This window comes from Sphingobium sp. OAS761, from assembly GCF_024168485.1.
Lineage (GTDB): Bacteria > Pseudomonadota > Alphaproteobacteria > Sphingomonadales > Sphingomonadaceae > Sphingobium.
On the sequence record NZ_JALJVY010000014.1, the window covers coordinates 1 to 14419 of the forward strand.

A 14419-nucleotide genomic window follows, 5' to 3' on the forward strand; every position below is an offset into this window, starting at 1 on the left:
ACCAGATCAGATCACTCATGGCAGCACTCCTTGAACCGCCATTGAATCAATCAACCTCACCTCACACAAGCAATTTAATGGGTCCTGAGCCTAGGACTCGATCCTTTAGGAAGAGGTTAAACCGCTCGAAAAGCGGTATTATGCGCCGCCGGCCGTGTCGGCTGAGGCGACCTGTACCGGCTGGGACAGGGATTTCGGCGCTTCGGCGTAGATGAACCCCTTGGCAGGATTGGACCGCAGGCCCAGCGCCCCGATCGGGCCGTACCAGACGCGCACGTCGGTCCAGTCATTGTTCGGCGAGACGTCGATGGCGCGCACGTCCCGCTCTATCCCGCCGCGATACGACCAGTTGGCATGGGTCAGCAACACTTCGCGATCCCCGACGACCTTGCTGACCATCGCAACATGGCCTACCGGCATGGACCGGCTGGAAGAAAAGGCCAGCACGGCACCGACGCGGGGCTCATGGCCGCGTGCATACCGCCCGTCCGCCTGGCCCCACCAAGTATTCGCATTGCCGTGAATATCGATGCCTGAGACTTGCCGCGCAAACGGCGCGCACTGGAGACCACGTGCTTGCGCAGGCGTAACGATAATGGCCATGAGCGCAAGAATGAACGACGCGAAAACCGCGCGAAACCCACCCGACATGTGATAGCGACCCCGACTTTTCAGGCTTTTGCCCCGATGGAGGCTTTAGGCCAGACGGCGGCCTGACCGACAAGCGCCGGGCGACGAATCGTTTTGTCGACGCGTTATGTTGCGGAACTGAAAACGTGACCGGCGGTTACGGTCAATCGGGTAGCTGACGACAAATCACTGAAAAGACTGGATTCTGTTCCCGTCATCCAGATCTGTCCGCCCGTGGCGGCGAGCCGGTCGAACAGCGCGGTGCGACGCAGCGGGTCGAGATGCGCCGCCACTTCGTCGAGCAGGAGCACCGGCGGTTGACCACGGTGCCCCGCGATAAGCGCGGCATGGGCAAGCAGGATGGAAAGCAGCAGAGCCTTTTGTTCGCCGGTCGAACACAGGGCGGCGGCCTGTCGCTTGGCGGCATGAATGACGGACAGATCGTGGCGGTGCGGCCCGGACAGAGTGCGGCCCGCCGCTGCGTCGCGCCGCCGTTCGCGCGCCAGCCGGCTATCGAGGGGCTCGCCCGCATCATCATCGGCCGCGATCGCCACCAGCGGTCGCGCGAACGGCGCATCCGGCTGGTCTGTGAGCATGGCGTTGAGGTGCGAGACCATATCTGCCCGCGCGGCCGCCAGCGCCGTGCCGTGCTCGTTCATCTGCGCCTCCAGCGCGCCGAGCCAGGCCGGATCCGCGCGACGCACGTCGGACAGCAACCGGTTCCTTGCCCGCATGGCCGCTTCGTAGCGTGCGCTGTGTGCCGCATGGCCGGGATGCAGCGCCAGGGTGAGGCGGTCGAGAAACCGGCGGCGGCCGCCGGGGCTGTCGAGGAACAGGCGGTCCATCGCAGGCGTCAGCCAGGTGATAGATAGATGATCCGCCAAGGCATTGGCAGATGATGTGACGCCGCCTATCCGCACCTGGCGCCGCTCGGGCGCACCGGGGTTGATGCCGGTCCCCAGCACCACCCCGTCCACGTCCGCAGCGATTCCGAAACCGCCCGCCCCGTCCTGCCGCGCCATCGCCGACAAGGACGCACCGCGCAGGCCGCGACCGGGCGCCAGCATCGAGACCGCTTCCAAAATGTTGGTCTTGCCCGCCCCATTGTCGCCGGTCAGCAGGATGAAGGCATGATCGGGCAGGATCAGCGCGTCCGCATGATTGCGGAAATCGCTCAGGGTGAGGCGGCCGATCATGTCGCGGCTGTAGCGGGGACCGCCCGCCACGAAAAGGGGTACGTCAGCAGCGCTTGCGCGTCACCGCTTCGCCGTCGTTGGTGATGGTGAGCCGCCGACCGCCAGCGGCCAGCGCCATGGACAGGCTACGCGTCCAGCTCTGCCCCTCACCGGTAAAACTTGCATCGACGGCGACTTTACCGTCCGCTTCGTTCCGCACCGCCTTAACCGTGCCGACGCTTTCGTGAAAAACCAGCTCATCGGCCGCGATCGTCAATTCCATGGGCGCAGCCTTGTCGCCGCAGCGGTCATCGAGGCCGGCCCATCGCCCCTGAAAGGCCGCAGGCACGAGTCCGGCCGTTGCGGGCGGCGGTGTTTTGATCGCCGGCGCGGGCTCCACCGGATCGATCGCATTCGCTGGGGTCGGTACATCCTGCGCGTTGGGAAGCGCCTGATCGAGCATGTTGGATACCGCGCCTGGCCGGCGGTTGCCGTCACTGTCGCCATTATCTTCCCCGCCGCAAGCGGCGAGTATCAGGACCATGACCAGAGTGGCAGCCGACAAGCGCATGGAACGGGAACCCGGCAGGCGCGGCCCGGTTCCCGATGACGCGGCCCCAAGGCCATGCTATCCTGGCTGCGCCGCAAAAAGGGAGCTGATGCCATGCCTGTGCTGGGAATGGGTGGACTGTTTTTCCGCGCGCGCGATCCCGAAGCGCTGGCCGCCTGGTATCGCACGCATCTCAATGTCGGTGGTGGCTGCGTCGCCGATCCCGATGCCCAGGCCAATGAATGGGTGTGGCAGACACTGGGCGGCCCGATGGTGTTCGCCCCCTTCAAGGCGGACAGCGACTATTTCGCCGCCGACAAGGCTTTCATGCTGAATTTCCGGGTTTCCGAGCTGGATTCCCTTCTTGCCGCCTTGCGCGCATCCGACATTGCGATCATCACAAAGGACGAGTGGAACGATCCCGCGGTCGGCCGTTTTGCCCGCATTCACGACCCGGAGGGCAATGCGATCGAATTGTGGGAACCCCCCGCATCCGTGCCCTGAGCCAAAGGAACCCGATATGAAGCGCCTGCCCCTGATCCTCGCCGCCGCTGCCGTTGCCACATTTTCTTCCGGCGGGGCGATGGCGGCGCTCGCCGTGGGAGCCAAGGCGCCCGATTTCACCACGCGCGGCGCGATGGCCGGCAAGCCCTTCACCCTGACCCTGTCGCACCAGCTGAAGCGCGGGCCGGTGGTGCTCTATTTCTTCCCCAAGGCGTTTACGCCGGGATGTTCGGCCGAAGCGCGCGAATTCGCGGAAAATATCGACAAGTTCAAGGCGGCCGGTGCAACCGTCATCGGCATGTCGGCCGACCCGGTGGACGATCTGGTCTCCTTTTCCACCAAGGAATGCGCGGGCAAATTCCCCGTAGCGTCAGCCGGACCCGGCATCGTTTCGGGATATGACGTGGCGCTGAAGATGCGGCCGGGCATGACCGACCGCACATCCTATGTCATCGCGCCGTCGGGCCGCATCGCCTTCGTCCATAGCGAGATGAACTATGCCGGCCATGTGAAGAGCACGCTTGAGGCGGTTGAAGCGATGAAGCGGAAATAAGCAACATCCCGCGTCCGTGCGCTTCGGGCACCCTGCCGGAACGTACGGACGCGAAAACTCACCCCTTCACATATTTGCCGAACCAGGCGAGCGTCGCGTCCCAGGCCGCCTTGGCGGCCGCTTCATTATAGCTGGGGCGATAATCCGCCATGAAGCCGTGGTCCGCGCCTTCATGCACGGTAATCATATCGGGCGGCGATTTCCCCGCCTTCGTCAACGCGGCCCGCATCGCGTCCACATCCGCAACCGGAATGCCCTTGTCCAGCGCGCCATATTGGCCAAGCACAGGCGCCTTCAGCTTGTCCACCTCCTCGATCGCGCTCAGCGGCTGGAGTTCGGTCTTGTCCGTCACCAGCCGGCCGTAAAAGGCGACACCGGCGTCCAGGTCGGGGCTGCGCGAGGCATAGAGCCATACGATCCGCCCGCCCCAGCAGAAGCCGGTAATGCCACGTCGCGACACGTCGCCGCCCTGCGCGCCAACCCATGCATAGGTTGTATCGATATCGGTCAGCACCTGCGCATCGGGCGCCTTGGACACGATGGTCCCGATCAGCTGCTTATAGTCCGCGATCTTGGTCGCGTCGCCATGGCGGGCGAACAGGTCGGGCGCGATGGCGTAATAGCCTGCCTTGGCGAAGCGGCGGCACATGTCGCGGATCCATTCGTGCACGCCGAAAATCTCGTGCACCACGACTATCACGGGTGCGGGTGCGTCGCCCTGCGGCCTTGCGACGAACGCGGGCATGGCGAAACCGTCGCTGGCGGCGATGGTGACGCTTTCTTCATGCAATCCTTCCCCCGGCGTCTGCACGGCGCTGCTGGCTACCGGGCGGCATGCCGCCGCAAAGCCGGCAGCGAACGCGCCACCGGCCAATATGTGACGCCGCTGAAAGCCGGTACTGTCCGCCCAGTTGCGATCTTCGGGCAATCGCGGCGGCGTCGCTCCGTCGGTGTCTTTGCGGTCCCTGGTCATCGGCCTGCTCCTCTACCCATGGCGCAGGCAAAGTAGAGCATCGCCGGGGAAACGGAAGAGCGGACATGCTGCCCCTGAATACAAGGCGTTACAACCGCCATCCGTAACGCCGGTCCAGCTTGGAAAGCTGGCTCAGGAACCCATCCCGCTGCATGCCGGTCGTCCGGGCGTCGTGCATCTGGTGCAGAGTGACGACCATGCGCACATATCCGCCGGGCTGCGGCAGGAAATCGACCTCTATGATGCTTTCATAGGCATCAACATTCGGCAGGAAATCGATGATCTGCTTCAATACCAGGCGTTCGGGCGCCCGAAATTCAGCGAAATGCCCGTTGCAAGCGGTCGATACCGGCTGACCCATGGCGGTCATCGCGGCGATCATGTCCGGCGTGTCGGCGACCATGTCATAGTGCAGGGCGCCGCCCGTGCACCCTTCCATCCGGTGCACATCGGCACGGAATCCTTCTGGGCCCCACCAGGACTGGAAACCTTCCTTCGTCGTCCAAAGCGCCCAGAGGTCCTCTAGGCTTGCCCTGTAGATCCGCTCTATCACGATACTCGACGCGATTTCTTCCGTCATCCCTGCTCTCCTTCGTCTGCCCGCTTCGATTGCCGTGCCCCGAGCGCCACACCGAACCTGTCGAGGCGCGCCTCCCAGAAGCGCCGATATCGGGCGAGCCACATGTCCAGTTCTTGAAAAGGCTCTGGCGCCAACCGGTAGAAGCGTCGCGCGCCCTCGGGTCGCATCGCGACAAAGCCGGCCTCATGCAGGATGCGCAGATGCCGGGACACGCCGGATTGGTGGATGCCCACCTGTTCGACAAGGTCGTTCACCTGCCGCTCGCCATCGTGCAGCGCTTCGACGACCTTGCGACGGGTCGGATCGGCCAGAACGAGGAAAATATCATCATGCATAATAATGCATATGCATATGTATGCTTATCAGGTCAATGAAAATCCCTCGATCCCGGCAATATCCGGACCTGGCGCGGATGACTGGCCGTTCGGGGATGCGGGCGGGATTCGCATGTTTCCGCCTGCATCAGCCGCTGCATTTCCCCCGTGCGGTCATGGATGCGGGTCGCCATCAGGTGCACCACCCCCTCCTTGCTCCGCTGCACTTCCCCTTCCACTAGCATCAGCCGACTGGCCATGACCGGACGGCGCTGCATTTCGAATAGCCGTGCCCAGAGCAAGATGTTGGTCACTCCGGTCTCATCCTCGATGGTGATGAATACCGCGTTGCCCTTGCCCGGCCGCTGCCGCACCAGCACCACGCCCGCGGTCCTGACCCGCGCGCCATGCCTTGCCGCACTCGTCTGGGCACAGCTCAGCACGCCTTCGGCTGCAAAAACCGGGCGGAGAAACTGCATCGGATGCCCTTTGAGCGACAGACGGGTCATCGCATAATCAATCGCCACCTGCTCGCCGGCCGGCATGTCCGGCAAGTTTGCATCCGGTTCCTCGCCCAGTTCCCGCACCCCGCCATCGCGCCGGCGCGCCGCCGCGAAGAGCGGCAGTTCGTCCGACGGGGTGCGCCGCGCCTCCCACAAGGCCGTGCGGCGGTCCTGCCCCAGCGAACGGCAGGCATCGGCATCGGCGAGCAACCGCAGCGCCCGCGCCGGCAGGCCCGCCCGTCGCGCCAGATCCTCGATTCCGGCGAACAACCCGCTTTCCGTCCGCGCAGCGGCAAGTTGTTCCGCCCATTGCTTGCGAAATCCGTCGATCTGGCGAAAGCCCAGCCGCAGCGCCAGAGCCAGCCCCTGCCCTTCGCCCCGTTCGCCCCGCCGCGACCGCAGCAGCGGTTCGAGCGCATTGTCCCAGTCGCTCATGTTCACATCGATGTCATGGACGGTGACGCCATGCTCCCGCGCGTCACGAACCAGTTGCGCGGGGGCATAGAAGCCCATGGGCTGCGAATTAAGCAGGGCGCAGGCGAATATCGCAGGCTGATGGCACTTGATCCACGCCGACACATAGACCAGCCGCGCGAAGGAGAGGGCATGGCTTTCGGGAAAGCCATAGCTGCCGAACCCTTCGATCTGCTTGAAGCAACGAGCGGCGAATTCCTTCGTATAGCCGCGTTCGGTCATGCCGCGGATCATCATTTCCCGGAAATGATGGATGGTGCCGACATTGCGGAAGGTCGCCATGGCACGGCGGAGCTGATTGGCTTGCGACGGGGAGAAACGCGCGGCCGTGATCGCCAGCTTCATCGCCTGTTCCTGAAACAGCGGCACGCCGAAGGTCTTGCCCAGAAGTTGCCTCAGTTCATCAGCCGGCCCGTGATCGGGACTGGGTGAGGGATAGGTGATCTTCTCCTCCCCGCAGCGGCGGCGCAGATAGGGATGGACCATGTCGCCCTCGATCGGGCCAGGCCGGACAATCGCGACCTGCACCGTCAGGTCGTAGAGGGTGCGGGGCTTCAGGCGCGGCAGCATGTTGATCTGCGCCCGGCTCTCCACCTGGAATACGCCGATGCTCTCGCCCCGGCACAGCATGTCGTAGACGGCGTCATCATCGGAATCGAGATCGATCGTCAGCTGATGATCGCCTAGTCCGTTGGCACGCATGAGGTCGAACGCCTTGCGGATGCAGGTCAGCATGCCCAGCGCCAATATGTCGACCTTCATCAGGCCGAGCGCGTCGATATCATCCTTGTCCCACTCGATGAAACTCCGATCGGCCATGGCGGCATGATGCAGCGGCACCGTTTCGTCGAGACGGTTCTGGGTCAGCACGAAACCCCCGACATGCTGCGACAGATGGCGGGGGAAAGGGGCGTCGAGCAGCTCGCCGACGAGCGTGCGCAATCGCACCATCTGCGGATTGTCCAGCGCAAAGCCCGCCTCCTCGAAGCGCCTTTCGCTCATGTCCCGCGAATAGCTGCCCCATATCGTGCCCGACAGGCGGGTGACGACATCCTCTGACAGGCCCAGAACCTTGGCGACCTCGCGGACGGCGCTGCGCGACCGGTAATGGATGACGGTCGCGGCTATGCCCGCGCGATGGCGGCCGTAGCGGTCATAGATATACTGCATCACCTCCTCGCGCCGCTCATGCTCGAAATCGACGTCGATGTCGGGCGGCTCGTCCCGTTCTTCCGACACGAAGCGGGAAAAGAGCAGATCATGTTTCAGCGGGTCGACGGAAGTGACGCCCAGCAGGAAACAGACCATCGAATTGGCGGCCGACCCCCGCCCCTGGCAAAGTATCCCCTGCATCCGGGCGAAGGCGACGATGTCGTGGACGGTCAGGAAATAATAGGCATAGTTGCGATCGGCGATCAGCCTGAATTCCTCGTCCAGCAAGTTGGCGACGTCGTGGGGAATGTGCGGCCCGTAGCGGGCATGGGCGGCGCTGATGGTCAGTTCCTCGAGCCACTGCTGCGCGGTCCATCCTTCGGGGACAGGTTCATGCGGATATTCGTAGCGAAGCTGGTCGAGCGTGAAATGCACGCGGGAAAGAAAGCGCACGGTTTCCGCCACGGCATCGGGACAGGCCTGGAACAACCGCGTCATTTCGACAGGATCATGGATATGCCGCTCGGCATTCGCCTCCAGCCGTCGCCCCGCCCCGGCAAGGGTCGTGCCCTCGCGAACGCAGCTCAGCACATCCTGCAACGGGCGTTGCGCGGGGCTGGCATAAAGCGCGTCCATCGTCGCAAGCAACGGCACGTTCGCGCCCGAAGCCAGCGCCATGAAGCCGGCCAGCCGCCGGGCATCGCGTCCGTCGCGCCGCAATGCCGCGCCCAGCCAGACCCGACCCGGCGCGAGACGTGAAAGGCGGACAAGCAGGTCCTCCAGACCGGCGGGCGGCGTCGGGGGCACAAGGCTGAGATGCCCCTGACGGATCACCTCGCCGGGCAGGCGGTCCTCATGCTCATAGTCCACCGGCCAGTCATGCGCGCGCTGCACCGTCGCGGTGGAGCCCGGCAGCACGATCATCAACAGGTCGTCCAGATAGGCGGTCAGGTCCGCATAATGGAGGATGCAGTCGCCCTTGACCGAACGCAGATTGCCGACCGTCAGCAACTTGGTGAGTTCACCCCAGCCGCGCCGGGTCGCGGGATAGGCGACGATGTCGGGTGTGCCGTCGACAAACACCAGTCGCGCGCCCACTATCAGGCGCAGGTCAACCCGGCATGCACGCTCTTCCTCATCATCGAGCGTCGGCGGCATGCCCGCCTGCTCCTTCGCCTCCAGCAGGGCGGCGCGCATCGCTTCGGGCGCCTTTCTTCGCGCCACATGCGCCCGCACCACCCCTGCGACCGTATTGCGGTCGGCAATGCCGATTCCGGCAAGCCCCAGCTCCATCGCCCGGCCGACCATGTCCGATGCATGGGAAGCGCCGCGCAGGAAGGAAAAATTGGTCGCAGCCACCAGCTCTGCAAAGGGTGGCACATCCCTTGACGGAGACGGCGCAACGAGCTTGGCCCTTTTCCTTTTAGGCACGCCATCGAGCGCATCGCGTTCCCGCTGGTCGATCGACTTCGGCCTGGTCGGGTCGGGGTAGCCCCCTTTGCGCCCGGCGCTCATGCGAACAGGCCATGGACATACCAGTCCGGGTGCGTCGCTTCCGTACCATAGAGGCCATGACGGAAAATCCAGTAGCGCCGCCCGCGCGCGTCCTCGACCCGGTAATAGTCGCGGGTGAGGCCGATGCTATCGCCCTCGGTCGCGCCGTCCTTCGCATGCCACCATTCGGGCGCGATCCGCTCCGGTCCCTCGAACCGGACGATGTCGTGCAACGCGCGGTGCCAGCGGAAGCGGTGCGGCGGGCCATCGGGCACCTGCGCCACCACCTCGATCGGCTGGGGCGGATCGAACAGGTGCAGCGGACGTACCGGCGGATCGCCCGGCGCGCCGGCCGCCTCCCAGCTTGCCGGCAACCGGCTTTGCACCGCGGGCAAGGCCAGTTGCGCCTGTTCGGGCACATGGCTGTCGCAGGGCATCAATCGCTGGATATGCGCGCGGCCGGCGCGGATCGACAAGCGGTCGACCAGGGCGGCTATCGTATCGTCCCGTCGCGCCTCCCCCCCTTCCAGCGCCAATTGCGTGGGGGCGAGCCGTTCGGCACGCAGCACGGTAAGCCGCAGCATGTCGAAGCCGAAGCCCGGATCGATCGGGTCGGACAGGGCATCGATCCGTTCGCGCATCAGCCGCAGGATCGCGGGCGCATCGCGCACCGGCAGGCTGGTTTCGACGCGCAGCGGAAAGGCAAGGCCGTCGCTGCGGAAGAAGACCGCCTCGAACCGGCGTCCGCCCTCGCCCCGCTCGGCCAGCCGCTCGCCCGCCTCGGCCGCCATCTCCTCCAGGATTTTCAGCGCATAGGCGGTGCTGCCCAGCGGCTCGGCGAAACGGCGGTCGATGCGGACGGCAGGGCGCGGGCGGCGGGGGCTGAGCGGCCGATGGCCTAGGCCCAGCAGCGCATGCAGCGCCTCCACCGCTTCCTCGCCGAAGCGCGCGGCCAGCGCGGCGGCGGGCCGGGCGGCAAGATCGCCCACCGTGCGCAGCCCCGCACGGCGCAGCGCCACCGCATTGTCGCCTTCAAGCCCCAGCGCCTCGACCGGCAGCCGGCGTACCGCCGCATCCTCGTCCCGCGCCGGCGGACCGGGAAAGCGGGCAAGCGCGTGCGCCGCTTCGGGACTACCGGCGATGGCATGGCGTACATGCAGCCCGTGTCGTTCCAGCCGTCCGGCGGCATCGGCGGCCAGCGCCTCGTTTCCGCCCCACAAATGGCCACAACCGCTGATGTCCAGTATCAGCCCGTCCGCTCCGTCGGGCGCCGCGCTGGGCGTGTAGCGGGTACAACCGTCGCACAAGCGCTCCAGCCAGTCCTGATCGGCATGGGGATCGGCATCGAATACGCGCAGGCCCAGTTCGCGCGCGCGGGCGTCGGCCAGGGTCATGCCCGGCGTCAGGCCGATCGTCAGCCCCTCGGCATCGACCGCCGCCAGTCGCATCGCCCCGCGCACCGCCTCCACCAGGACGGCCGGTTCATCCCCTCCGTCCGCCCACAGACCGGGCTGCATGATCCGCAGGCGGTCGACCGGCAGGAAGGGGAAGAAGAGCGCCAGATAACGGCGCGGGCCTGTCGTCGCTTCGCTGTCCATCATCATGGCGTTCATCGACCCAGTCTCCAAAACTCCCCCGTTGCCCATCCCATGTCAGCCGCCATCGCTGCCCGTCCCGCCCCGTCCGACAGCGCAGCAGGGTTAGGTCGAAGGCGCTCGATCCCGGCGCGTTGCCCGGCAGCGGCACGGACGGGGCAGCGGCCACATGCCAGCGCGTTTCGGCCGCGCTAGGCACCGGCGTGGCATCCAGCCGCACGATCATCGCGGTGACGCCCGATGCTTCCGCGGCCAGCGCCAGCCGCCGGCTGGCGGTAAGGTCGAGCAAGGGCGCACGCCCCCGCAATTCGATCACCACACCGCCCAGCGCCTGACAGCGCAATCCATCGATGGCCGCCCGCAGCACCATCGCATCGTCTGTCATGACGCCGGTCAGCAACATTTCGGGGTCAAGGCCCAGCGCCGCCAATCCCGGACCATAGGGCACGCCACCGATGCGGGCCGCGCCCTGCGTGCGGAGCCAGAGCACCGGCGCGCCCGCAGCCGCCAGCCAGGCCCAAAGCAGGGCCAGGCCCGCCACCGCGCCATCTTCACCGGTATCACCGAACAGCTCATGCACGCATCCAAGCGCCAAGCCGTCTCCCAATGCCATGTCCAGCCCGCCATGCCCTGTCGGCACGCGCAGCATCGCGCGCGCTGGTGCACGATCCAGCGCGGCGATCTGCCGCTTCAAAGCGGCAAGACTGTGATGCGAATCGGCCATAATTGTTCCCTATTTGTTCTTTTCATCGCATGAGCGGGCCAAGTCAATCGCCCATGCGGCAACCAGCCCGGCTATGGCTGGCGGGAATAACGCCCTTCAGCCACCCAGCGCTCAGTCAAAGCATGGGCGGCATCCACGTCCTGCGGGAAATCGACCTCCTGCCAGTCCAGCCCGTCGATCGAGACGGTTCCGACGCGATTGCCCTTGGCGATGATGTCGATGGCGCGCAGATACCAGCGTTCGACACCTTCGGGCGTGCGCATCATCTGGTCGATCTGGTTACGGAAAATCGCCGGACCTTCTCCGGTGAAGGCCAGCATACCGATCGATTCGGCATTGGTGTCCGGCGGCAGCAGCCGCTTGCCGATTGACAGAAGGCGCCCGCTCGCATCCCGGTTCACCTTCATGTCGTCATCGTCATATTCGCCCCCGGGCTTCACATCGACGGTGACGGTGATCGCATCCTGCGCACCGGCGATCAGCCGAGCAACGATCTCGTCCGAAACGATCGTGTCGCCGTTCAGGATGATGAAGTCACGATCCATCTCCTCCCGCGCGATCCAGCAGGTGCCCAGGTTGTCGGCGACCTGAAAGAAGGGGTTGAACAGGGTCCGGATGCGCGCGCCGGTGTCGCGATAGAGTTGCAGCGCATGATCCTCCACCCGTTCGGTACGAAATCCGGTGACCACGACGATGTCGGTCACGCCGTTCGCCGCCAGCGCCGCCACCTGCCAGCTGACAAGGCTGCGTCCGTTGAAATCGATCAGGCATTTGGGAATGTCGCGGGTAAGAGGCAGCAGGCGGGAGCCTTGGCCAGCCGACAGGATGATGGCTTTGTTGATGGTCATGGCCGGCCCTTAAAGCCTAATTCGGCCGAAAAAAAGGCGGGTTCAAGAAAGGCGCACATGCGCCTAGATAGGCCCCGCCGGATGTCCGGCATCCAGCGAAAGGCCAGTCGTCAAGTGAAGTTCAAGCGTGGATCGGGTGCGGGGGGAGACGGCTTCGCGCGCATCCTGGCCAATACCGGCTGGCTGCTGGGCGGCAAAGGCGTCGGCGCGGTGCTGAGCCTTGCCTATCTGGCGATCGTCACCCGCACGCTGGGCGTCGCCGATTTCGGCCGCTTCGCCCTGGTGCTGAGCGCCGCCAACGTCATCAAGACGCTGGTGAGCTTCGACAGCTGGCAGATCGTGGTGCGCTATGGCCAGACCCATCTTGCTGACGGCAATGGCGACGCGGTCAACCGGGTGCTGCGCTTCTGCATTCTCATCGACCTTGCCTCCGCCCTGGCCGGCGGACTGATCGCAGCGCTAATCCTGCTGCTGTTCGGCGATCTGCTGGAACTGGGGCCAGGCATGGGCTGGCAGGTCTGGCTGTTCTGCATGGTGATGATGGTCACCATCCGCTCATCGCCGACCGGGGTGCTGCGCCTGTTCGACCGGTTTGATTCCGCCGCCGTCGCCGAAACGATGATTCCGGTGGGCCGTATGGCCGGTGCCGCCGCCGCGCTGGCGCTGATCCCGACTATTACCGGCTTCCTGATCGCCTGGGGCGCGGCCGAACTGCTGTGCGCGGCAAGCTACTGGTGGCTGGCGCTGCGCGTGGGGGGATCGCGCATCGGCAGTTGGCGGGCGGGACGGGCACTGGACGCGCGGCGGGAAAATCCCGGCATCATAGGGTTCCTGACAGCGACGAACCTGCAAACCACGCTGACCTCCATGGGACAGCAGGTCGCCGTGCTGATCGTGGGCGGGTTCGTCGGGCCTGCAGGCGCGGGCCTCTATCGGCTCGCCAACCAACTCGCCAATGCCCTGACCAAGATTTCCGGGCTGCTTTCCCGCAGCATCTTCGTCGAATTGTCCCGCACCCAGTCCAGCCACGGCGCAGAAGCGCTGGACGCACTGTTCCGACGCACCAGCCGGCTGGCCCTGCTGGCGGGCGCGGTCATCATCACCCTGATCCTCACCATCGGCCGCCCGTTGCTGGGACTGGTCGCGGGCGATGACTTTCTGCCTGCCTATCCGCTGCTGCTGCTGCTGGGCATCGCGGCATGCGTCGACCTGATCGGGGTCAGCTACCGGCCACTGCTGATGGCGACCGACCGGGCCGGGCTGTCGCTGCGCATCACCTTCATCGCGACGCTGCTGCTGCTGTGCCTGCAAGCGGCGCTGCTGCCGCTTTACGGCACGAAGGGCGCGGCCACGGCCAATGTCGTCGCCGCGCTCGCCGGATTCGCGATGATGAGCCTTGCCAGCCGCGGGGCCGTGCGCGCAAGGAAGCCGGACTAGCCGTCGCCTTCCCCTTCGATCTGACGGACGCTGATCGACTGGGCGTTCATCTGGCCTCCGCCGAAGATGGTCATGAACGCGATGTCGGTCGCGTCGCGGCCCACGGCGATCCGCACCATCGTTTCGACGGGAGCCAGGCCGGTCGCATCGACGAGATGCCAGGCCCCGCCAAGCCATACCTCCACCACCGCGTGAAAATCGGGTGGCTCCAGTCCCAGGGCATAGACCGAAACCAGCCGGGCAGGAATGTCCCGCGAGCGGACGAGCGCGGCCGTCAGATGGGCGAAGTCGCGACACACGCCTTGCTGCGCGACGAAGGTATCGGCAGCGGTCGTATTGACGCCGGAACTGCCGGGCACGTAGGCGATATTGTCCCGAACCCACTGCACCAGCGCCGCAACCAGCGGACCGTCGGCGAGATCGGGAAAATGACCGCCGACGAAACTGCCGAAGCGGTCAGCCTCGCAATAGCGGCTAGGCCATATGAAGGGCAGCACATCTTCCGGCAGGCTGGACAGCGGACCACGCGACAGGCTGGCCAGGTTCACGGGTGCGCGCTCCACCTCCACCGTGGCACGATAGCTGCTTACCATCCGGCCCATGCCGGTGCGCGTCCAGGTCCGGCGGCCGACGCCGCTACCGCCGACCTTGTTGGTCAGCGGCCCGGCATTGTCGATGACATGGGACTGTTCGACGATCCTCTGGTCGGGCAGGGCCGCGGCCTCGACCGCGAGCAGGACATCGGTGGGTTCGGTGAAATCATAGTCTAGAATTGCTTCGATCGCGAGGCGCATCGGAAACCGGCCTTTCGGAGAGGAGGAACAGGGTCGAACCCCCCGTTCGCGCAGCATCGCGACCCCGCAGGCACTGCGCAAGGGAATAGGACAAGCCGCCCGACTTCGACCGTTCTGCG

The 14419-nt window shown here is 65.6% G+C and carries 14 protein-coding genes; 3 read left to right on the plus strand and 11 right to left on the minus strand.

Going from position 1 to position 14419, the window contains the following annotated elements; all coding sequences use genetic code 11:
* Positions 1–138: 138 nt before the first annotated feature.
* The 3 genes from J3E64_RS17355 to J3E64_RS17365 all read right to left on the minus strand — a co-directional run bounded on the left by J3E64_RS17355 (position 139) and on the right by J3E64_RS17365 (position 2376).
* Positions 139–651, minus strand: coding sequence for a CHAP domain-containing protein (locus J3E64_RS17355; protein WP_253344304.1), 513 nt, complete (start codon positions 649–651; stop codon positions 139–141).
* Between the two features lie 104 nt (positions 652–755).
* Entirely contained in the window at positions 756–1826 is a 1071-nt protein-coding gene (gene recF, locus J3E64_RS17360) for a DNA replication/repair protein RecF (RefSeq protein WP_253344398.1), read from the minus strand.
* A gap of 43 nt (positions 1827–1869) precedes the next feature.
* On the minus strand, positions 1870–2376 hold the full coding sequence (locus tag J3E64_RS17365; RefSeq protein WP_253344305.1) for a hypothetical protein: 507 nt from the start codon (positions 2374–2376) through the stop codon (positions 1870–1872).
* 93 nt (positions 2377–2469) lie between these two features.
* On the opposite strand from J3E64_RS17365, the gene J3E64_RS17370 reads away from it, so the two are divergent.
* Both J3E64_RS17370 and J3E64_RS17375 read left to right on the plus strand, forming a co-directional pair.
* Positions 2470–2859: a VOC family protein gene (locus J3E64_RS17370; protein ID WP_253344306.1), complete on the plus strand. Its 390-nt coding sequence runs from the start codon at positions 2470–2472 to the stop codon at positions 2857–2859.
* A 16-nt stretch (positions 2860–2875) separates the two neighbouring features.
* The gene (locus tag J3E64_RS17375) at positions 2876–3412 is read left to right on the plus strand and encodes a peroxiredoxin (RefSeq protein ID WP_253344307.1); all 537 of its coding nucleotides are present in this window, start codon (positions 2876–2878) and stop codon (positions 3410–3412) included.
* A gap of 58 nt (positions 3413–3470) precedes the next feature.
* On the opposite strand, the gene J3E64_RS17380 is transcribed toward J3E64_RS17375, so the two are convergent.
* From J3E64_RS17380 to J3E64_RS17410, 7 genes are all read right to left on the minus strand, one after another.
* Positions 3471–4385, minus strand: a complete 915-nt coding sequence (locus J3E64_RS17380; RefSeq protein WP_253344308.1) for a dienelactone hydrolase family protein — start codon at positions 4383–4385, stop codon at positions 3471–3473.
* 88 nt (positions 4386–4473) lie between these two features.
* Positions 4474–4965, minus strand: coding sequence for an SRPBCC domain-containing protein (locus J3E64_RS17385; RefSeq protein ID WP_253344309.1), 492 nt, complete (start codon positions 4963–4965; stop codon positions 4474–4476).
* The gene (locus J3E64_RS17390) at positions 4962–5300 is read right to left on the minus strand and encodes a helix-turn-helix transcriptional regulator (RefSeq protein ID WP_253344310.1); all 339 of its coding nucleotides are present in this window, start codon (positions 5298–5300) and stop codon (positions 4962–4964) included. The genes J3E64_RS17385 and J3E64_RS17390 overlap by 4 nt, the downstream gene beginning before the upstream one ends.
* A 32-nt stretch (positions 5301–5332) precedes the next feature.
* Positions 5333–8923, minus strand: coding sequence for an error-prone DNA polymerase (locus J3E64_RS17395; RefSeq protein WP_253344311.1), 3591 nt, complete (start codon positions 8921–8923; stop codon positions 5333–5335).
* Positions 8920–10500: a DNA polymerase Y family protein gene (locus tag J3E64_RS17400; protein ID WP_253344399.1), complete on the minus strand. Its 1581-nt coding sequence runs from the start codon at positions 10498–10500 to the stop codon at positions 8920–8922. Before J3E64_RS17400 ends, J3E64_RS17395 begins: the two co-directional genes overlap by 4 nt.
* Entirely contained in the window at positions 10385–11221 is an 837-nt protein-coding gene (locus J3E64_RS17405) for an ImuA family protein (protein ID WP_253344312.1), read from the minus strand. The genes J3E64_RS17400 and J3E64_RS17405 overlap by 116 nt, the downstream gene beginning before the upstream one ends.
* Before the next feature lie 71 nt (positions 11222–11292).
* The gene (locus J3E64_RS17410) at positions 11293–12069 is read right to left on the minus strand and encodes a sugar phosphate nucleotidyltransferase (protein ID WP_253344313.1); all 777 of its coding nucleotides are present in this window, start codon (positions 12067–12069) and stop codon (positions 11293–11295) included.
* Between the two features lie 114 nt (positions 12070–12183).
* Here J3E64_RS17410 and J3E64_RS17415 point away from each other — a divergent pair, with 114 nt between their 5' ends.
* Complete coding sequence (locus J3E64_RS17415; RefSeq protein ID WP_253344314.1) at positions 12184–13506, plus strand: lipopolysaccharide biosynthesis protein; 1323 nt, start codon at positions 12184–12186, stop codon at positions 13504–13506.
* On the opposite strand, the gene J3E64_RS17420 is transcribed toward J3E64_RS17415, so the two are convergent.
* On the minus strand, positions 13503–14300 hold the full coding sequence (locus tag J3E64_RS17420) for a transglutaminase family protein (RefSeq protein WP_253344315.1): 798 nt from the start codon (positions 14298–14300) through the stop codon (positions 13503–13505). The genes J3E64_RS17415 and J3E64_RS17420 overlap by 4 nt on opposite strands.
* Between the last annotated feature and the right edge of the window lie 119 nt (positions 14301–14419).